Below are 18,935 nucleotides of genomic sequence, written 5' to 3' on the forward strand. Positions count from 1 at the left end.
GAGATCAGAGAATGGCTAGGAAAGACAACGGGGCGGTTGACCGCGATGCGTCAGCCGGCCCTGACGCGTCAGCTGGGGTAATCGATTCCCGCTATTACAGCGAAGGCGAACAATGGGAGCGCTCGGTCTACCGCTCTGTGGCCATCTCTCGCGCAGCCTGGAGGATGGTCGCAGTGCTGCTTGGCGTTGCCTTGGCGGCGGCGATCGGCCTTCTCTGGATGCTCCTGCCGCTAAAATCCTTTGATGTCGTTGTGCTCGAGGTCGACAAGACCACAGGCTACGTCGAGGCAAGCCGGCCGCTGCAGCAGCGTGGTGATCTCACCCAGAATGAAGCGGTGACGCGGGCCAACATCGTGCGCTTCATCCGTGCCCGCGAAACCTACGACCCCAAGGGGTTGCGCGACAATTTCGATCTGGCGTCGCTTTATTCAACCGGCAAAGCTGCCGCCGATCTGGCAAACAGCTATACCGGCGCAAATCCGAACAATCCCGTCAAGGTCTACGGTGCCAACGCCGCTGTCAGTGTCTTCGTCAAGAGCGTTATCTTCCTGAATGACAATACGGCGGCCGTTCGCTTCTCGACGACGCGCTCCGGCACATCCGGTCCGACGACTACTGACCATTGGGTCGCCAATGTCCGCTTCAAATATACCTCGGAACCGATGCGAAACGATTGGCGCTTCGACAATCCTCTCGGGTTTCAGGTGACCGAATATCGGCGCGATCAGGAAACGGTCACGTCAGGGGAGGAGACCCAGTGAGGACAAGGCATTTTCTTACGACCGGCATCGCCGCGGCAATCGTGCTTGCCCGCCCACCCGTCGTTCTCGCGGAAGTGCAGCCGCAATCGGTCAGGGCCGACGCCCGCATTCGCACCGTACCGTTCCAGAAGGACAATGTCGTCTATCTCGCCGGCATGATGGGTGTGTCGACGATGATTGTCTTTAACGAGGACGAACAGATCGCAACCGTTGCCATGGGCGACAGCCTGGCGTGGCAGGCCGTTCCAGATCAGTCGAAGCGCTTCCTGTTCATCAAGCCGCTGCAACCTGACGCGCAAACCAATATGAACGTGGTGACGTCGAAGCGGGTCTACACCTTCTTTCTGAATGGGGCCAAGCCGGGCAACACGAAAAGCGCCGTCATCAAACTTCGGTTCTCCTATCCGGAGGATTTGGCAGATGCCAATCTGCTGGCGGCCGCCCGCCAGAACGCGGCGATGCCAAATATTCGCCAGGCTTTGGCGAACCCTGGCCGGATCAACTACGACTATGGCTATAAGGGCGCGGTCGACGTCAGGCCCAGCGCGATGTTCGACGACGGCACGAAGACCTTCTTCCAGTTCAGCGGCGAGGTGCCGGCATTGTTCGCCGTCAAATCCGATGGCAGCGAATCCCTCGTCAACTACCGGCGTGAGGGCGGCTACATCGTCGTCGACAAGGTTGCCCGCCAATGGACCTTGCGGGCCGGCAAGGTCGTGACCTGCGTCTTCAATATGAAACCCCCGATCGGCACACAGAAGCAAGCTGAGGTAAAGCCGCAGGAGATCAGCCATGGCCATTGATTTTGAGGAAGAGGCGCGCATTGTCGAAACGGTTGCCCGGCCGGCTGGGAGCGGGCGAGGCAGGCTGATGCCGGTTCTGCTCGCCTCAGTCGCTCTGGTGGTGCTTGCCTATGCCGGCTATGTCAGTTTCATCAGGCCACAGAATGCTGGGAAAACGGACGCAAACGAGGCGTTCAAGACGGCCAGTCATGGCGCTCACCTGAACTTCGACCCCGAGAACCCACCTCCACCCCCGTCTGACAACAAGCTGGTCCTTGTGCCGCCAACACCAAATCCGATCGTGGTCCAGCCACCTCAGATCATCGCCCCCGTCGTCGCGCCCCCGGCCATCGACGAGGAGGCGGCACGACGCGCTGCTGAGGCGGCGGAGCGGGCGAAGAAGGAAGAGGAGTTTCGGCAGGCCCGGCTCCACTCGAACATGCTGGTCGTCGATCAATCCGTCAGGGGTGAAAGTGCTGCTTCCGTTGTTGGCGCGTCATCTGCGCAAAATGCTGGTTCGGGCGCCGGCGCCGACGATGACCCGAACCGCAGGTTCGTGCAGTCGGTGGGTTCTCAGGACGTCGAGAAGGTGACCGCATCCCGCAACGATCGGATTGACGCTCTCATTCCCCAGGGGACGTTGATCCGCGGGGTGCTCGAAACGGCGATCCAGTCTGATCTTCCCGGCATGGTCAGAGCTGTCATCTCGACCGATGTCTATTCCTTCGACGGCCGGCGGATCCTGCTGCCGAAAGGAACCATGCTGACGGGAGAGTATAAGAGCGGAATGGCGCGCGGCCAGACGCGTGTGCTGATCGTCTGGACGCGCGCGCTTCGCAGTGACGGGACATCCGTAGCACTCGGTTCTTATGGAACGGACGATCTCGGCCGTTCGGGTCTTAGCGGCTTCGTCGACAAGCACTATCTCGAGCGTTTTGGCGCGGCTGCGGTGCTCAGCATGGTTGGAGGCATCTCCTCCTTTATTGCCGGCCTGAACAGTGACGGATCCAGCAGTTCCGGTGCGTCGTCTTCCTCGAGCTCGGATGCGCAAACCCAGGCGCAGCAGACCCTGTCCCAGACCATGGCCGAGATGGCGAACATGGCACTGAAGGATTCGATCAGCATTCCGCCAACGATCTATGTTGACCAGGGGACTGAGATCATGGTGTTCGTTCGCAAGGATCTCGACTTCTCCTCGCTCTATCCCGATCCGGTTAAGGAAGCCGTCAATGAACTTCGTCGCGCCCAGACTAGAAATTCGGCGGGCAAGACCGGCCAATGACGTGCTGACATCCGAAGAGCCCAAGTCCCTATGGGACAGCCTGCCTATCTATGTCAGGCAGACTGCCCAGCCGATCCGAAAGTGGTTGGAGGATCCAGCCGTGATCGAGATCATGTGCAATCGGCCGGGAGAAATCTGGATCGAAAGCGTCAATAGCCGTCACATGATCCGACACGCAACGCCGGCACTTGATGAAAGGGCAATTACCGCGCTGGCGCAAATGATTGCCGGCACAACGCAGCAGAGCGTCAACGAGGAGACGCCGCTTCTGTCGGCTGCCATGCCCCATGGCGAGCGTTTCCAGGCGGTGCTGTCCCCGGTCGCCGTTTTGGGCGGTGCCTTTGCAATCCGCAAACAGGTCATCCGCGATATGACGCTCGATGACTATGTCGAGCTCGGCGGTCTCGATGGTATCAGGGTGAGTGGGGCCGGTGTTGCGACTGGGGCCGGCATGGCGGCTGGCGAGGACTTAAGCGATCTCGAACAGCAGTTGATCGCGCGCTTAGTGGACCCATCGCCGGCGGCACGGCGCGAATGGCTGCGCTTTGCCGTCGAAAACCGCATCACGATGTTGATTTCCGGGGGCACATCGAGCGGCAAGACGACCTTCTTCAACGGTCTCTTGAAGGACGTGCCGGTATGGGAGCGCCTGGTATCGATCGAAGATACCCGCGAGCTAAAACCCCCACAGCCGAACTATCTGGCGCTCGTCACCTCAAAAGGCGGACAGGGCAGGGCACGCACGACCATCCAGGAGTGCTTGGAGGCGGCACTTCGTCTGCGCCCGGACCGGATCTTCATGGGCGAGATCCGCGGCGCCGAAGCCTTTAGCTTCCTGCAGGCCGTCAACACCGGTCATCCCGGGTCGATCTCGACCCTGCATGCCGACAATTCGCGCGGCGCCTATGAGCGTCTGGCGATGGCGACCATGCAGGCAGGGCTTGGCCTCACCAAGGCGGAGCTGATGGAGTTCGTGCGCTTTGTCGTGCCGGTCGTCATCCAGGTGGCCCGCGATCCCGCCACCATGAAGCGCAGCGTGCGCGAGATCTATTTCAGCAAGTGGAGTGGCTGATGAACCGCTTCGAGAAAGCCGTGGCTCTCGTCGCGGGACCGATCGTGGGCGCAGGTGCTGCCTTCTACGCTTGGTCGGCAAGCTATGCGGCTGCTTCCTATCTGCTGCTGAAAAGCTCGACCATGTGGAAAAGTTTCGTCAGCGGCGACCTGCTGATGCCGGCAAAGCAAGCCTGGGTTTATTTTGGAAATCCGATCGTCACGAAATTGATTTCCACTGCAACGATCTCGACGCTGGCATTGAGTGCGGTCGCAGCTGCTGGGATCACACTGGCGATCAAGCGGCCCTGGCAAGTCCGCCCGCCAGCTGATGGCTCCCGCTTCGCAACGCTCAAGGATCTCGAGAGTGCGGGTCTATTGGGCGGCACACCTGGCAAGTCGGTGCTGCTCGGCACCTTCGGCAAGGGCCGTAATGCGGTCGACGTCCGCTATAGTGGCGATAGCCACTTCTTCGTCAACGGTCCGTCCCGCTCAGGCAAAGGGCGAGGTTTCGTCATGCCGAACCTCCTTGAATACGAAGGATCGGTCATCGTGCTCGACGTGAAGTTGGAAAACTACGCACTGACGGGACCAGCCCGTCTGGCCATGGGGCAGCAATGCTTTGTCTTCGCGCCTGGATCGGCTCGCTCGCATCGCTGGAACCCGCTCGACTTTGTCCGAGATTGGCCCGAGCGCTCAACGGACCTGATCAATCTGGCTGCAACGCTGTTGCCGATCGGGGAGAAGGAGGACGGCTACTGGAAACAGACGGCGCGGGGGCTGCTTGCCGGTGTGCTTGGATACGTATTGGAATCGGGGAGTATGGAGGGTCGCCGCAACCTGCGCTCCGTGTTGAGGATGTTCTCGACCGGCCGCTCCTTTTCGTCCGTGTTGCAGGACATTATCAGCGGTGAGCCCGAACTCGACCAGTTCATTCTTGGCAGCTTTCGCCAGCATCTCGGACGTGACGAGGAACAGCGCCCTTCGTTCGAGGGCCATGTGACGACGGCACTCTCGGCATTCAATAATCTCTTGGTTGCTGAGGCTTGCCAGGGAAGTGACTTCGACATCCGCAACCTGCGTCGCAAGCCGTTCTCGCTGTTCATCGCAGCGCCTGTCTCTGATTTCGGGACGGTGGAGCCGATCATCCGGCTTCTGATCCAACAGATCCATGATGTGATGCTGCGGTCCCTCCCTGGTGCCGATGAACCGCACAAGATCCTCATGATGCTCGATGAGTTCTACCAGTTCGAACGATTGCCGGAAATCATCAGGCGGGCTCCTCTGGTCGCCGGCTACGGACTGACGATCGCGCTCGTCGCCCAAAACATTCCGCAGCTTGATGAGCGCTATGGCCAGCAAACGCGAAATGCACTTCTTGGCAATATGGACGTCAAGCTCAGTATCGCCGTCGGCGACGACGCCACGGCCAAGATCGTCTCCGACAATCTCGGTCGCAAATATGTGGAGCGTGAAGGTTGGGGGAGGCAGACAGGGCTTCTCCTCGGAAAGCAGGCATCGTCTGGTCGGTTTGAATTGATGCCGCTGATGGACCCAGGTTCGGTCCAGCGGCTGGACGATAACAATACGATCCTGCAGGTGCGCGGCGGTTACGGCGCGATCCTGAACAAGCTGAACTTCTACAGCGATGCACGGTTTCTGGCGCGACGACGGGACGTTGAAGAACGGAAGAGCGAGCTTGTGATTCCGGAGATCGGAACCCGGACCGAATGGCCACTGTTCACGTCTCAGCCACCGGAGCTTGTCGTAGATATACCAGCAGTTCAGGGCGAACAGCGGCAACCCACCGCCATCGACCACGAGATGATCGTGTTGGAGCACGCGGGCGCTGTGTTCGCCGAACCAGCGCGGCTTATGCATGTTTATCGATCGGCAATAGCCGCGATAGACGACCAGCCGACCGCCGATCTGCTGTTTCGACTGAGGACTACGCCTGGAACGATCGGCGAAATAAAAGGAGAGAAAAGCCGCTTCGTTCGGCAGAACAGACACGTAAGAGAGCAGGCGATGGCATCGGTCTGGCCGCTGCGTAAGGCAATCTCTGAGGGGCGTTGGGCTGTCATTGGCGCACGGCTCTCCGATAAGGCGGAGCGTGAGGAATTGTTTTTCATTCCCGGCATCAAATCATCCATGACGGATCATCTTGATGTCGACGAGGACGAGACCAATCTTCTGCATTTTGGGTTCTCATCGGCCCAGGAGGTCGTGGAGCAAGTCACCGGCATTGCGGAAGCCGCGATTGGTGGCGAGCAGGATAACGATCGAGATGCACTCGCAGCAGCTCTCGCCAATCTTACGGCTGCTTTGGAACATTCCATGACGGAATTCGAGGAGGAGAATCGTCTGCTGGTTTCCCTCTGATAGATCGAACAACAACGTGATTGTAAGCCCGGCCAGAAAGTCGCGATAAAGTTTTGGAGCCTGTCGTCAATGAAGCCAAAATACGATGCAGACGAGTTGGATTTGCAGCTCTAATATTTCCCTGAGCAGCATCAGACTCGGCCTCGCTTCCGCGGGGCTTTTTTGTCTTAGAAAGCTGATGAGCTCACCAGCCTAACCCTTTGTATGTATTGACAGGAGCAACCCTAAGGTTTAAGAATTTTAGTAAGTTATCTTCCCCGGCCGGGTTTATAGACCAGGTGCCTGCGTTTCCCCCAAACGACGAAAGCTCCTGGCCTCTTTTCCGCTAAGAGGAGTGACTAGACGTCCCGCCAACCAAGCTCACGACAACGCTGTTCGCCGGCAGCAACCGCCGCCTTACGGTCAGGATATGGACCGGGAAGATAGCCATTCAAGCCTGACCGTTGCGCCATCCGCTTTCAAGCCATTCGATGTTGTTCACGACGTGCCAGCTTTCCATGCTTGCGCCTATTGCGACTCATGGTCGAAAGGCGTTCTGTCCATCACTTCCATCGCGCGGTGTCGTAGTGACGATGCCAGGCAGCGCGTGCGGTCAAAGTTCACCTATTGGTGAGTTAGTTGCACCTGCGCTGACGGATCACCATATCTGGGTCAAGGCAAGCAGCGCGCCCTTTAGGGGCGGCTACTGCGTTCGCCCTTACCTCAAAATTTGGAGACTTAAGATGGCTGACACCATGGACGCAAACGCGTCAGAGAAACCGTACGACGCGGTTTATCTGGCGAAAAAGCACCGCATCACAATGGAAGATGCGAAGAAGATCATCGAGACACACGGCGCCGACCGCAAGGCTTCTGACAAAGCCGCACGTCGGATTGCTGTGTAAATGGTAGGCGGTCTGTCGATTGCGGGCCGCTTCCTCACCTGATTATAAAAACGCCTGCTAGACCAATCAAAACCATGCACTGAAGTATATAAAGCGGCCATTCTTCAGCCATTATATTTCCTCCCGCGCCAGCGGCGCACTGAGATAATATTCCTCTTTTGAGGTGGCTAACAGCCCGATGATAACAACCCGCAACGGTGCGCTTCTACGAGAGGCGACGCGGGCTTGCCATCGGCGTTTTCTCTCTGTGACTCGCTGAAATCAACTTTGAGGCGACAAGAAGGCGAGTTCGTTTAAGTTCACCGCATATGGAGGAGCGAATTATGAAATCGACCAATGACCAGGAATACATGCCATCCGCAGAAGAAAAATGGATCAATGGCGTGCTGGTGCTTACCCTGCCAATGGCCATTTTCGGCGTCGCACTCGTTTGCTCGCTTTTCGTCTAAGGCCCAGGCCTCAACATCTGTCGGGTCTTCTTGACGGCGAGCCAGGTCTACATCCTGCTGATGGTTGACTTGCGTCGGCACCGGAGACGTAGTTGATTGGCTATGTCTTTCGCCCCACTTCGCGGGAACGGCAATGGCCACCTTCTACCTCGCAACGATCAAGCCGGAAGACTATGCGGAATTTTGGCGCATCCTGCCCCACGACCTCGATAGTTCTTATGACCGCTGGCTGTTCCTTAGGCACCTAAGGAAGATGAGCCTTGAAGGCGCGGGGTTCACAATCATCGATTTCGAGATATCCTCCAGCGACTTCCTGCGAACGTGCGATGACGATCATTCGTATATTAGTCTCAATGGCCTCTTTCGATTTGCGGAAGAGAAGGGGTTGTCCTCTTTGAAGAGGACATAAGCCTCGGAATCAGCCTTCGCCTTGTTTCAACTCGTGGAGGACCCAATGGATTTGAAGGCTTGCCGCGAAGATCAAATGAAAATTATCGCCGAGATCGAGGCCGACATTGTGCGGAATAAGGACAACAACGTGCGGCACGGGGAGCGGCGAGGGATGAACACCGGATGGACCGATACCACCGCATCTAACTTAGCGATGAGAGAACGGCACCTAGTTTTGGCGATCGAAGTATACGCGTAGTGGCTGTTGCCTTGTGGCCCGCATGTCTGATCTATATGAAGTCGAAGAGCATTTAGATCCGCTCGATCCATTTCAATCGACTTGCTTTCTTGGCTTCACGATCACCATGACATCACGCGAAAAATACAACGCTTATCGCCGGGCCTGGTGGGCGAAATCGCTCGGTGAACACCTGACGGAATCGCGCGTCTTCCTCCCGCGGGACGCTCATGATTGGGTCGTGCGTTTCGCGGCAGAAGTTGAAGAGCGCATTCCTTTCGTATTGGGCAAACTGGTTGTCGCGCAGATAACCGGCGTTGAAGAAAAGGCGCAGAGTGAACCCCTCGTCCCAGCTCAGCAGCAAGACGAAGCCGCTGAAAAGACGACCAACGCGGAGGCAATCTCCGCTGACAAACTTTACAAGCTGTTCTACGTCGTCCTGGCATCGCGTTTCCCCAATGATACCGGATCCACGCGGCTGAGGCAGGTTGGTTTTCTGGCAGCAGTAGCCGCAGAGATCGCCGCCGGCCGAAAGCCCACCGCCAGCTCCATTGCGAATTGCACGGACAACCACGTCTCGCAAATCACCGGGCTGGCGAAGACGCTAAAGGACAGGGGCGTCATTGACGTTCGCAACGCCCCGTCGGTTCGAAAAGGCAAGGCCGCCAAGATCTTTAGCATCCGCCCGGATGCTCTCGAGGCTGTCCATGCCGCTCACCTCGAGGTGACGGGACAGGTGATCGACGACATCACACCGCCCTGAAAAAACCCTTCGAAGATCCGTCGATGACGACCCGGTTCGCCAAGGGAAGGAAGTCATTTGCTTGTATTCACCGCATCGTTTGCTATATTGCTCGTTTAGGCGGCCTATCGCGGGCTGGCTTGAAACGGATTGTTCAATATCAACGACTTACGCCATCGATCGGCAATCCAACGATTCGATTGGTGAGGTGAAAGGACAGCGCACGGCAAAACGAAAAAGACCCTGAAAGTTGGCGCTTTCAAGGTCGATCCGTCAAAGCTCAATGCTTGAATACGGGGTTGATCACCCACAAGAAGTAACGCGATCTTCTCCAAAAAACACATTGTTGTCAAGCAGCGACGCCATTTTGGCGAACGGTTTTCTGTTGCCGTGTCCTTCGAAGAGGACGCGAATGACAAGCATGCCAAATTCCCATCGCGCATATGCAAACCGGCGAGTGACTGCCACGAGCCTTCAGACTGACCGCACTGTTGCAGCTTACCGAACGAATCATCAAGACAGATCCAGTATGAGCCGGCCTTCGCGGATCCAGGCGCTACAAGTGGCAAAACGGTATGCCTCAGCAATCGGGCTCAAAGCGGCGAAGATTGCGCTGATCGACCAACTATTTGCATTCTCCAAGGCCATCGACTGGTCCGATACTGAGGCTGTTCCGATCGTTTGGCCATCAAACGAATTGTTGGCGCGGCGCCTGGGCATAAGGGTTTCGACATTGAAGTATCATCTCGCAGGCTTAGTCGAAGCCGGCCTGATTTGTTACTCTGACCATCCGATCTACCAGCGTCGCGGCCGGCGGAGTGAGGATGGCCGCATCGTCGAGGCCTATGGCATCAACTTATCCCCAATTGCCGCTCGTTATTGTGAACTGCTCGAACTTTCCGATGCGGCAGACTTTGAAGCAGGCAAGTGCAAGCGCCACTCCAATAGCCGTACTTTGCTGAGAAGGGGCATAGCAGCAATCATTGAGGCGGCGAGGCGGGAGTTGGGATCACTCGACGAAGCCTGGAATTCGCTGCGAGCACGGCTTGACCGACTACGTGAGCGGCGCGCGCAGGGATCGGTCGAATTGGCTGAGGTCGTTGATGCGCTCAAGGCCCTGCGCGCCGAAGCAGCCGAGCTCCTCGAAGCACTCTATGATCGCCGAGATTATAACACCAAGGTAGCGAAATTTCGGCCTCTACAAACTACAGCTGAAACCCCAAATTCTGAATCTTGTAATGAAGAGCGGACTTGCGCTGACGCGCAATACATCGACGAGTCCGGCGCCATTGGCGCGATGGCTTATGAAAACAAGCCTTCGGATACTCCGGCGCCAAGCAAGCGAAAAACGCCGCCGACAGAGACGGATGACGACATCGTCAATGTTTCATTGCCGCTGCTGCGCTCGGCCTTTGTCCAGCTGTCTGAGATGGTGCCCGAGATATTCAATCACTGGGCGGCGTTCCGCTCATCGGGCGGGCTTCTTTGCCGACTTTGTTACGTCAATCCCCAAGTCTATCAGGAGGCCGTGGAGGTGCTTGGGCAGGATCTTGCGATCGTCGCCTTGGCGCTGACTGCTGAACGCAATGCGAATGGCTCCGTTTCGAACCCGGGCGGATATTTGCGAGAACTGGTCAATCGGAGCCGGAAGGGGACTTTGAGATTAAGCCGATCTCTGTTTGGGATGGCGGCATCGGCTCAAAAGCTACATTGATGATCGCTATAACGCGTTCCAACAGCAAAGTGATTGATGACGCTGGAAAAAGCCACCGGTGGGGTCAGTTTGAAGGCATGCTCGCGAAAGTGTTGCGTCAGCCATCTGTCTTTCGCAGCCGGAGAACGACTTCGTATCCAAACGTTTTTAGTAGCGATCCTGCTGGTTCCGCCTCATCCGTTACGACGTCTATGGAGTCGCTTTCACGAACTTCGCCAGAGATCTGCAATGCCTGATCGAAGCAATGCACAGACCATTCAGCAAAGGATTGATAGCCCTGTTGCCTGGCGAACTGGTCCAGTGCGAAACCTCGCGCGCTGTCCTTGCTCAAGCCGATATGGGGGACGTTTACGACAATGGTGTTGGCAGCATTGGCCATCTTCGAACTCATTTTTCCAAAGTGATTATTGACAACGCCGAGGCGATCGAGTGTCGAGGCATGCCTTGTCCCCTCAGATGGACAATGCACGGAGGTTCGAGTGCGACTTATCAGGGTGCTCCTTGTGGAAAGTTGCATCGAGGCGATATAGCCGTTGATTGAGGACAAAGGCACGATAGGATACGAAACCAAACGAAATTAAAATCGGTAAGCTTTTGTTAAAAAACGGAAAATTATTTATCCCTCCACCAAACGACGGGAGTGATTTCAAAGAATTGTTCAAGCGATTGGCTGCGGCCGGAGCGGGCCGGGCTTTAGGCAGTGACGGTTTCCCCGCGGGGTCGTGGACGCCCGAGCTTCTTGCCGAGGCGATTTCACAGATTGATTCGAACCGGGTTGGGGTGGATCTGCGAACGGTTCAGCTTTGGTTTCAAGAGAACGAGAAGGGGATCAGCACTGCCAACATTCGTTGGCTTGCAAGGATTTTTGGGTGCGATGATCCAGTCGCAACCAGTGAATGGCAGATGGAGCTTAGCGAGGCGCAATCTCGGTTCACGGCAAAGAGACGAGAATCGAAGAATGCGAGAAGCAGCGCCAGCTTTGCGCCCGGGGTTCCGGAAGCGGCATGGACTGCGACAGTCGATGATGTAACAGGGGCGCCGGCGGAGTTGGCGCGAGAGACCGATATCAAGCGGCCGGGCCAGCGTCCCGGTTTGGCCTTGAGATCGGAAGCGCTTTTTTCTCACGGATCTCCCTTGAATTTACCGGCGTCGGTATTTGCGGGTGCCACCGCTCTAGGTTTCCTGTCGTACATCACGGGCATTCACAGCGCCACGTACGTCCGGGCGGATGGCGTCGTGAAGCAGGTTGGGTTTCTTTGGGCACCGAATTGGACATTCCTCTTCATGGTGCTTTTGCCACTGTTTTTTTCGCTTGTGACAGAGCTGCTTGTCTTTTGGAAAGGTGAAGGGCGCTTGAAGCTACTAGCGCAGGGCGACAAGATGGAAAGCGACCGTGATTGGGGCCGCAATGTAGAGGCTTCTTCCTATTCATATTGGGCGGTTTTTTTGATTTGTGTATTGTTCGCCGGTCTTTTTCAATGGATCGGCGTGTGTTTGGTCCCACTAATGAAAGGTGGTGCCGACTACGCGACAAGTTGGGGCTCACTGGCCATTGTGCGCCCTGAAATCATATCGGTGCCAATGTCGATTGTGTTCACGGCGCTCGCATATCTATACATGTGCCTGTGCTTTTACCTGTTTTTCGTGGGTCTCATTTTGCTTCACACGATGGTCCATGATCTTTGGAGAATTGAAGAGGCATCGAAGATCCGGTCGGAGGTGGAATATCGACACGAACTCAATGAACGCGGCCTCCGACTGATGCGCGGAATTTTTCGGTGTACGGTTTTGGGTGTTCTCGTCGCCATATGCATGAAAGCCCAAAGCTCTTACCTGACATCTGATCGAGAGAACATTGTGGCTTGGCTTGTCGGCGATATGTCATCAGTCTTGCATCCCCACGCAGATGTCAGCAACAGGTTCAGCTATAGAATGCCGACGCATTACAGCAGCCTTCTTGTCGCTATTTCGACCTGTGTTGTCTTTCTGTATGGTTCCATCCGTTTAGGTGGCGGAAGTCGATTTCAAGTGCCTTTGTGGAAGATGTCCGCGGTCGTAGCGTTGCTCTTTGCTAGCTACTTGCTGATCGATGCATTTGCGGGCTTTTCGATCCTTCTGGGCATTGGAGTGCTCCTCGGGATATATGGCCTGTGTGATCCAGGGTTTGGGCATCGCGAACGAGGGAGGTAGGAAATCAGAGTGTATCATAGTTGGCTTGATCGGTGGGACGAACGGCGGGCGCGGCGCGGTGAGGAGGGGAAGGAAAGAACGGAGTTCGTCCTTGACGCGGAACGCGCCTTTCCTGGCGTGGAGAAGATAGCAAGTCTCGAGGAGTTTTTTGTTCTTGCCGACCAGGCCGTGGCTGATCCAGCCTTCTTCGATGAACCGAGTGGAAGCGATCAAGGTTTTCAAAGGCAAGATGGGTGGCTCAAATTTCCATCGGGCATGTCTACTGACGTAGAGGAGAACAATGTCGTCTGGGCGAAAATCACAGAAAGCGGGTCCTTCGATCAGGCATTGGTGATTTTTCATCACTGGAATGCAACTGCACGGAACCGTCACATTGCCAACTTTTTCTCACAGCGCGGCATCACGGTTGTCGAGATCGCTATGCCCTATCACATCGAGCGCAGCCGTCCGGGCTCCGCGCACGCAGATTACATGCTTAGCCCGAATCTCGGTCGAACGATCCAATCTATAAGGCAGGCGGTATGGGACGGGCGAAAGCTCATTCGTTGGTTGAAAGGCCAAGGCTATCGAGAGATTTCCGTTCTCGGTATGAGCTTAGGTTCCTGGGTCGCAGGGTTGGTCGCTGCGCACGACTCGACTGTGTCAAAAGCCTCGTTGTTTCTCACAGCGGGAAGTCTCGCGGATATGGTTTGGACGGGGCGCGCTACACTATCGATACGTGAAAGCCTCGAGCCCGTTATTGACCTCACCGATCTCAGAAGGGCGTGGGGTCCGCTTAACCTAGAGAATTACACGCATAATTTGGCACGGACCGATCTCGAACTTCACGTTGTGTTGGCTAAGAGGGACAAGGTTGTCCTGCCAGAGATATCGCAGCGGTTCATGCAGAGGCTGAAGGCCGTCGGAGCTAGGCCAAATATTTTGGAATTAAACTGTGGTCACTATTCGCTCGGCATGCCGCCTCACATTTTGTTGGCGGGTTTGAGCCTGAAACGGTTTCTGTCTTCCCGCTCAGCTCAGGGCTCGTTGATCAAACCCAGAAGATGACGGTTGCTGCGATGCAGATGGCCGAGAAGAGGTGTGTGCGCAACGGTCATAGCGGATGGCGGGTTGCGATGCGTCGATACTGCCGACTAATGGAGGGACGGTGGAGGGCGCCGCAGGGTCGTGCCGATAGTCGGATCGTGGGAGAGCCATGACTATACGCCTGTGATGTTATACTGTCGCGACAAAGTTGAATTGTCCGATTTGCACGCACCTTGATCAGCCCCCGATCCGGCGTCGGCGCAGGCCGCCGTCCGTTATACGTCCATCCGAGCACGCTGATGCGATGCGTGAAGCGGCTCTATTGTCCAGTCGATGCCCACCGCACGCGGCAACGAAATAGCTGCAGCGTCAGAAACAACGATGTTACACGCTAAGCAGACAACAGTCGGCGGAACCACTTTCGTCGCTGTCCATTCAGTTACCATGAAAACACTCCCTCCGCTCGTGATGCTTGTTTTGATCTTCTCTGCTGGTACCATCGCTGCTCACGCGTTACGTCCGGAGGCGATCGATGCCGCATCACTTGCTTCCATCGCACCAGAGCGGCCGCGCAAAGCGTCCTCCAACCCCGACCCAGCTATCGTCCGTCTTCAAGTCTTGCTCGACCGCGCCGGGTCGTCTCCTGGCGTCATCGACGGATTCTACGGGGACAACGTCCGCAAGGCCGTGGCTGGGTTCGAAGAGATGCGCGGTCTGCCTGTCGACGGAAGGCTGAATCGCGACGTGGCCGCTCGCCTGGAGGACAAGACGCCGATCATTGAGCGCTATGTCGTTTCGAATGACGATGCGACGGGCCTTGTCGACAAGATACCCAAAGACTACGGCGAAAAGGCAAAAATGGAGAGCCTCGGATACACGAGCGTGGCAGAGAAGCTTTCCGAGCGGTTCCACATGGATATCGATCTTGTGAAGACGTTGAACCCTGGTGCTAAATTCGTCCCCGGGGAGACGATCTATGTCGTAATGCCTGGATCTCCGAGGGAGGGAAAGGTGAAGCGGATCGAAGCCAGAAAGCGGACAGGGCAGGTCATTGCATACGCTGAGGACGGCTTGTTGCTTGCAGTATATCCGGCGACAATCGGAAGCAAAGAAGCTCCTTCACCCTCGGGCACCCACAAGGTGAAGGGTGTCGCAAGGATGCCAACATATAGGTACGATCCCAAGCTAAACTTCAAGCAGGGAAAGAACGACAAGGTGCTGACCATCCCGAAGGGACCGAATGGACCAGTCGGCACGGTGTGGATCGACCTGACCGAGCCTACCTACGGAATACACGGCACGCCGGAACCCAAGCTAATTGGCAAGGTCGGATCGCACGGCTGTGTACGGCTGACGAACTGGGATGTGGAGGAATTGGCGGGAATGGTAAAGCCAGGCGTTGTCGTCGACTTCAAAGACTGAGGCATCGAGAAGGTGCCGCAGGAAGGTGTTGGCGGCCATCAGGTCGGCACCTCATTTCGTCCGCCGTTGCTGACCTTGCAGGGTCTCGCGTCGGGGAAGCGCTTTCGCTGGCTCTTACCGAAACGCCCGAAGTGTTCGTCCCAATCCGCCCCCGCGGCCGACAATCGCGCGAAGGATCGCGATATAATTCTGAAGTTGCGCGGAACGAAGCCAGGTCAAAACCTCGACCTTGTGCTGCGCCAGAGCTGAGGTCCGCGTTCGGGACAAGACTCTGAATTCATCGGAGGTCCTGGCTTGGAAAATTTCAGTTGCCGACAAGCGGCTGCCACCCCGATCGAAACGCACGCGAAGGTTCATGGAGACTTCGGCGGCCCCTGCCGCACGCTAACGTCGGCGGCACTTGCGCACCCTGAGGATTGCGCCTTCCATTCCAGGACGTCTTCGCTTTGCACCCAGACCGTCCCCTCACTTCCAGCGCGGCCGTGATCCAGCTTGTAGCTCGCGACCTTCCCGAACAAGGCGCGATGGACCATCAACCAGTCCATCGAGATCTCGGGCGGTGCGGCGACGTCCTCCATGGCCTCGCGAGTGACGACGACCAGCCAGTCGGTGCTGCCATCGGTCATGGGAATGTGTGCGTTCTCCCCTGTGATGAACGGCGGCATGTCGTCTCTCATCGATAGCGGCATACGCTTTCCTCTCCGGTAGTAGAACTAGTGGGTATGGGTCTGCCAACCGACGCCGCTCCGGTGGTCTCGATAATTCATGTGCGGTCTTGACCTACTGTCTGACCGACCAACTGGAATGATGGCATGCTCACCAGGATCTTCAAGCTGGCAGCGTGAACTTAGCGGGTCGCTCCCCACAGATAGGCCAAAGCTGCAACGATCGCGACGGACGTCAGCGGCTGCGCGCGGACACTACGCTCGATGTCTGCAATGTAGTCTTGGAGCGAGTTCTTGGGGAAACGTTCGACGTCTTCGGTCTCAACCTCGGCGCTCTGCTCCTTCACCCTTTGCGCTTCGTCGGTATCCACGCGGCCCGTTGGGATCGAGGTTATGGTGTGTGAGACCGGATCAGACGCCGGGAAGGTGTCTTCCAGACCTTTGTCGAGAACATTCTGTCCGCCGCGGGCGCGCTGTTCAGCCTGCTCTCGCCGCATCGACTGCACTGCTGGCGATTTGGATGGTGATTTGGTCATGCTTTGTCCCCTTCAACTTGTTGGGAGGAAATGTCTTTGGTGCGCGGGGTGTTCCGTAAACTGCATCCGACAAGTCATACTTGAGGACGCGGAGAACTTCGGCAAGCAGAAACCGCGATACCTGCGCTCACCGTGGTCGGGGACCGGGACGCATTGGTCAGAACCGACATGGGTTGCTACGGGGTGTCGAACTGCGGTGCCGGGAAGTTGGGCCTTATGATCTCCCTATGGTTTGGCGTCACTTGTTCAGGTCCGTGGCCATCTGCAGGTGATGCACCAGGGCGGGGTGCGTCGCTGACGCCCAGGCCTTGAGCGAGGCGTTGTCGCCGCCGTCGCCATAGCGCTTGAAGAGATCGACGGCATCCTTGTGCGCGGCCTCCTGATCCGAGTGATACTGCTTGGTGAAGTCGTTGCCTTGCAGGCTCTTGAGTTTGTCGAGCATGCTCTGCTGCGACGACGTCATGGCTGTCGGTAGCGTTGCCTGCACCTTGCCGCTTGTCACCAGGCCCTTCAGTTCGCCGGTGGTCTTCTCATGGTCCGTGATCATCTGCTGAGCGAAGCTCTTCGTCGCGGCGTCGGCACGAACAAGCGCCAGCTTGCTGGATTCGATTTCGAACATGTCGCTCGTAGTGGCTTCCTGGACGAAATCTTCCGTCTTCGGCGCGACGCCAATCAGGGAATTCACCCCGGTCTTTTCGGCGGCGGACTGGGCGAGAGCTGGCGCTGCCAGAGCGAGTGCGACGGACGCGATTGCAATGCGGTTCATGCCTATCTCCTTGTTGGGAGCAGGCACAACGATCCCGGCGCTTGAGTGTTCCGAACCGTGCGCCACAAACGGGAAGCGCCGTCTTGGCCAGAACCCATGATCTCCTGGAACCAGCGATGCGACTCCGAGTTACATGTGAAAGAAGGAGGCCAACATCATGCCAGCCAAGTCGAAAGCTCAACAAAAAGCCGCAGGTGCGGCCCTTTCCGCAAAGCGCGGTGAGACGCCGATAAGTGAACTCGAGGGCGCTTCCCAAGCAGATGGTCGAATCCATGAGTGAGAAGCAGCTCGAAGAGTTCGCGGCCACAAAGACCAAAGGCAAGCCGGAACATGTCCGAAAATAGTTTGGCGGCACTTCGTTCTATTGCCACCACCGTCGGAGGAAAAATTAGATGGACGAGATGAGGAAACCGACTGAAGACCAGAAGGAAGCTTATGACGCGGGTGCCCGGGCGTTCCAGGGCGGGGGTGACAATGCAAAGAACCCGCATGCGGAGGGGAGCGACGTCGCCAAATATTGGGAGCACGGATTTCTCGATGCGCAGAAGGCGTCCTGCCACGGGCGATGAGTTGGGATTTTGTGTGAAACTGAATGAAAGGAGGCATTGGGATCGCCGCGACTATACGCGTGTGAAAACGGAGGACATCATGGCTTATCGAGATATCGTTGTTACCTGGACGTCAGTGTGGATTGCCCGGCGCGTCTACGCACCGCCATCAATCTTGCGACGAAACACCAAGCGCGACTGATCGGCGTCGATATCACCACAACGATTCGATGGACCCTAAAACCGGCAAGGCAAATCTTGAGTTAATGCAGGCCGGTCGTGCTCCCATCGGGCCGGATGGCAACCCCATCAACCTACATCACATGACTCAAACGCAAGATGGCCCCATTGCGGAACTGACCCAGACTTCCATCAAAGCAACTCCGCGGCTATTCATGTCAATACCAACGATATTCCGTCGGGTATCGATCGGACGCAATTTAATGCTTGGCGGCGGGCATAGGGGACGCACAATGGCTGATGACATTGACGCTATCATCGATGAAGTAAACCGGTGGGATGATCCGGCGCAGCGTAAAAATTCTCTGCCGGATGATGCCCTGATAGCAAGATATGAAGCTGCGACGGGTTTTCGGTTCACGGAGGATTACAAGAAGTTCCTGAAAACCGTGAGTATTGCTTTTGTTGGTTATTTATCTCCATTGACCCTCAATGAAGAGATGGGCGGGGTGTACGGGGAGCTGCGCTCAGCTATCGGGGAAGGTCAGGCGATTGGTTTTCCTAGAAAAGCAGTGCGCGAAAAAATAGCCATATCAATGGTTTATTGATGTGTGGCGGGGAAGTTGGAATGTCCGCCTTTGTGCAAAATAGAAATGTCACTTTGGGCGCGTCTTCGGCCATTTAGAAATGCGACACTCGACATGTCCACTTGCGCTGAGGCAAGCCCCCGACCGGACCGGCTGAGCCGGGTTGCAAGGGAAGGGAGGGGGCGGTTGAGACGCTCCTCTTCGACTTTAGCTTTAAGACGATCCGATCGGTCATTCACTCGGCAGCTTGCTGCCGCAACAGGGCCTTCTCACGTCGCGCAATGACCGCCGGATCGTTCATGTAATCCGTGCGTCTTCCGGGTTTGCGACCTGTCGGCTTG

At 56.7% G+C, this 18,935-nt stretch carries 19 protein-coding genes and 1 pseudogene; 16 read left to right on the forward strand and 4 right to left on the reverse strand.

Going from position 1 to position 18,935, the window contains the following annotated elements; all coding sequences use genetic code 11:
- Positions 1-11 precede the first annotated feature (11 nt).
- The 10 genes from AB4Z52_RS31530 (at position 12) to repC (ending at position 10,674) form a co-directional block, all read left to right on the forward strand.
- Complete coding sequence (locus tag AB4Z52_RS31530; protein WP_442221806.1) at positions 12-761, forward strand: virB8 family protein; 750 nt, start codon at positions 12-14, stop codon at positions 759-761.
- Entirely contained in the window at positions 758-1,564 is an 807-nt protein-coding gene (locus AB4Z52_RS31535) for a TrbG/VirB9 family P-type conjugative transfer protein (RefSeq protein ID WP_442221807.1), read from the forward strand. Before AB4Z52_RS31530 ends, AB4Z52_RS31535 begins: the two co-directional genes overlap by 4 nt.
- Entirely contained in the window at positions 1,554-2,825 is a 1,272-nt protein-coding gene (virB10, locus tag AB4Z52_RS31540) for a type IV secretion system protein VirB10 (protein ID WP_442221808.1), read from the forward strand. Before AB4Z52_RS31535 ends, virB10 begins: the two co-directional genes overlap by 11 nt.
- Complete coding sequence (gene virB11, locus AB4Z52_RS31545; RefSeq protein ID WP_442221809.1) at positions 2,773-3,897, forward strand: P-type DNA transfer ATPase VirB11; 1,125 nt, start codon at positions 2,773-2,775, stop codon at positions 3,895-3,897. The genes virB10 and virB11 overlap by 53 nt, the downstream gene beginning before the upstream one ends.
- Positions 3,897-6,257, forward strand: a complete 2,361-nt coding sequence (locus AB4Z52_RS31550; protein WP_442221810.1) for a type IV secretory system conjugative DNA transfer family protein — start codon at positions 3,897-3,899, stop codon at positions 6,255-6,257. Before virB11 ends, AB4Z52_RS31550 begins: the two co-directional genes overlap by 1 nt.
- 722 nt (positions 6,258-6,979) lie before the next feature.
- Positions 6,980-7,141 carry a hypothetical protein gene (locus AB4Z52_RS31555; protein ID WP_442221811.1) on the forward strand — a complete coding sequence of 54 codons (162 nt, stop codon included), beginning with the start codon at positions 6,980-6,982 and terminating at the stop codon, positions 7,139-7,141.
- A gap of 323 nt (positions 7,142-7,464) precedes the next feature.
- Positions 7,465-7,590 (forward strand): hypothetical protein, encoded by a 126-nt coding sequence (locus tag AB4Z52_RS31560; protein WP_442221812.1) that lies wholly within the window; start codon positions 7,465-7,467, stop codon positions 7,588-7,590.
- Positions 7,591-8,044: 454 nt separating this feature from the next.
- Positions 8,045-8,239, forward strand: coding sequence for a hypothetical protein (locus tag AB4Z52_RS31565; protein ID WP_442221813.1), 195 nt, complete (start codon positions 8,045-8,047; stop codon positions 8,237-8,239).
- A gap of 22 nt (positions 8,240-8,261) precedes the next feature.
- Positions 8,262-8,981 carry a hypothetical protein gene (locus AB4Z52_RS31570; protein ID WP_442221814.1) on the forward strand — a complete coding sequence of 240 codons (720 nt, stop codon included), beginning with the start codon at positions 8,262-8,264 and terminating at the stop codon, positions 8,979-8,981.
- Between the two features lie 400 nt (positions 8,982-9,381).
- Complete coding sequence (gene repC / locus AB4Z52_RS31575; protein ID WP_442221823.1) at positions 9,382-10,674, forward strand: plasmid replication protein RepC; 1,293 nt, start codon at positions 9,382-9,384, stop codon at positions 10,672-10,674.
- Between the two features lie 97 nt (positions 10,675-10,771).
- On the opposite strand, the gene AB4Z52_RS31580 is transcribed toward repC, so the two are convergent.
- A complete protein-coding gene (locus AB4Z52_RS31580; RefSeq protein WP_442221815.1) occupies positions 10,772-11,053 on the reverse strand; it encodes a hypothetical protein in 282 nt (93 codons plus the stop codon).
- A 215-nt stretch (positions 11,054-11,268) separates the two neighbouring features.
- On the opposite strand from AB4Z52_RS31580, the gene AB4Z52_RS31585 reads away from it, so the two are divergent.
- From AB4Z52_RS31585 to AB4Z52_RS31595, 3 genes are all read left to right on the forward strand, one after another.
- Positions 11,269-12,864 (forward strand): RcgA family putative transporter, encoded by a 1,596-nt coding sequence (locus AB4Z52_RS31585; RefSeq protein WP_442221816.1) that lies wholly within the window; start codon positions 11,269-11,271, stop codon positions 12,862-12,864.
- A gap of 9 nt (positions 12,865-12,873) precedes the next feature.
- Positions 12,874-13,911, forward strand: a complete 1,038-nt coding sequence (locus AB4Z52_RS31590; protein ID WP_442221817.1) for an alpha/beta fold hydrolase — start codon at positions 12,874-12,876, stop codon at positions 13,909-13,911.
- A 423-nt stretch (positions 13,912-14,334) separates the two neighbouring features.
- On the forward strand, positions 14,335-15,312 hold the full coding sequence (locus AB4Z52_RS31595) for a L,D-transpeptidase family protein (protein WP_442221824.1): 978 nt from the start codon (positions 14,335-14,337) through the stop codon (positions 15,310-15,312).
- Between the two features lie 353 nt (positions 15,313-15,665).
- On the opposite strand, the gene AB4Z52_RS31600 is transcribed toward AB4Z52_RS31595, so the two are convergent.
- From AB4Z52_RS31600 to AB4Z52_RS31610, 3 genes are all read right to left on the reverse strand, one after another.
- On the reverse strand, positions 15,666-16,001 hold the full coding sequence (locus AB4Z52_RS31600) for a hypothetical protein (protein WP_442221818.1): 336 nt from the start codon (positions 15,999-16,001) through the stop codon (positions 15,666-15,668).
- A 158-nt stretch (positions 16,002-16,159) separates the two neighbouring features.
- Positions 16,160-16,513 carry a hypothetical protein gene (locus AB4Z52_RS31605; RefSeq protein ID WP_442221819.1) on the reverse strand — a complete coding sequence of 118 codons (354 nt, stop codon included), beginning with the start codon at positions 16,511-16,513 and terminating at the stop codon, positions 16,160-16,162.
- A 238-nt stretch (positions 16,514-16,751) separates the two neighbouring features.
- Complete coding sequence (locus AB4Z52_RS31610; protein WP_442221820.1) at positions 16,752-17,279, reverse strand: DUF4142 domain-containing protein; 528 nt, start codon at positions 17,277-17,279, stop codon at positions 16,752-16,754.
- A 157-nt stretch (positions 17,280-17,436) separates the two neighbouring features.
- Here AB4Z52_RS31610 and AB4Z52_RS31615 point away from each other — a divergent pair.
- The 3 genes and pseudogenes from AB4Z52_RS31615 (at position 17,437) to AB4Z52_RS31625 (ending at position 18,615) form a co-directional block, all read left to right on the forward strand.
- Positions 17,437-17,623: pseudogene (locus AB4Z52_RS31615) on the forward strand (DUF3008 family protein).
- 48 nt (positions 17,624-17,671) lie between these two features.
- A complete protein-coding gene (locus tag AB4Z52_RS31620; protein ID WP_442221821.1) occupies positions 17,672-17,848 on the forward strand; it encodes a ribosome modulation factor in 177 nt (58 codons plus the stop codon).
- Between the two features lie 209 nt (positions 17,849-18,057).
- Positions 18,058-18,615 carry an HNH/ENDO VII family nuclease gene (locus tag AB4Z52_RS31625; RefSeq protein WP_442221822.1) on the forward strand — a complete coding sequence of 186 codons (558 nt, stop codon included), beginning with the start codon at positions 18,058-18,060 and terminating at the stop codon, positions 18,613-18,615.
- Positions 18,616-18,935 lie beyond the last annotated feature (320 nt).

Source organism: Rhizobium sp. 2YAF20 (assembly GCF_052114685.1).
Lineage (GTDB): Bacteria > Pseudomonadota > Alphaproteobacteria > Rhizobiales > Rhizobiaceae > Rhizobium.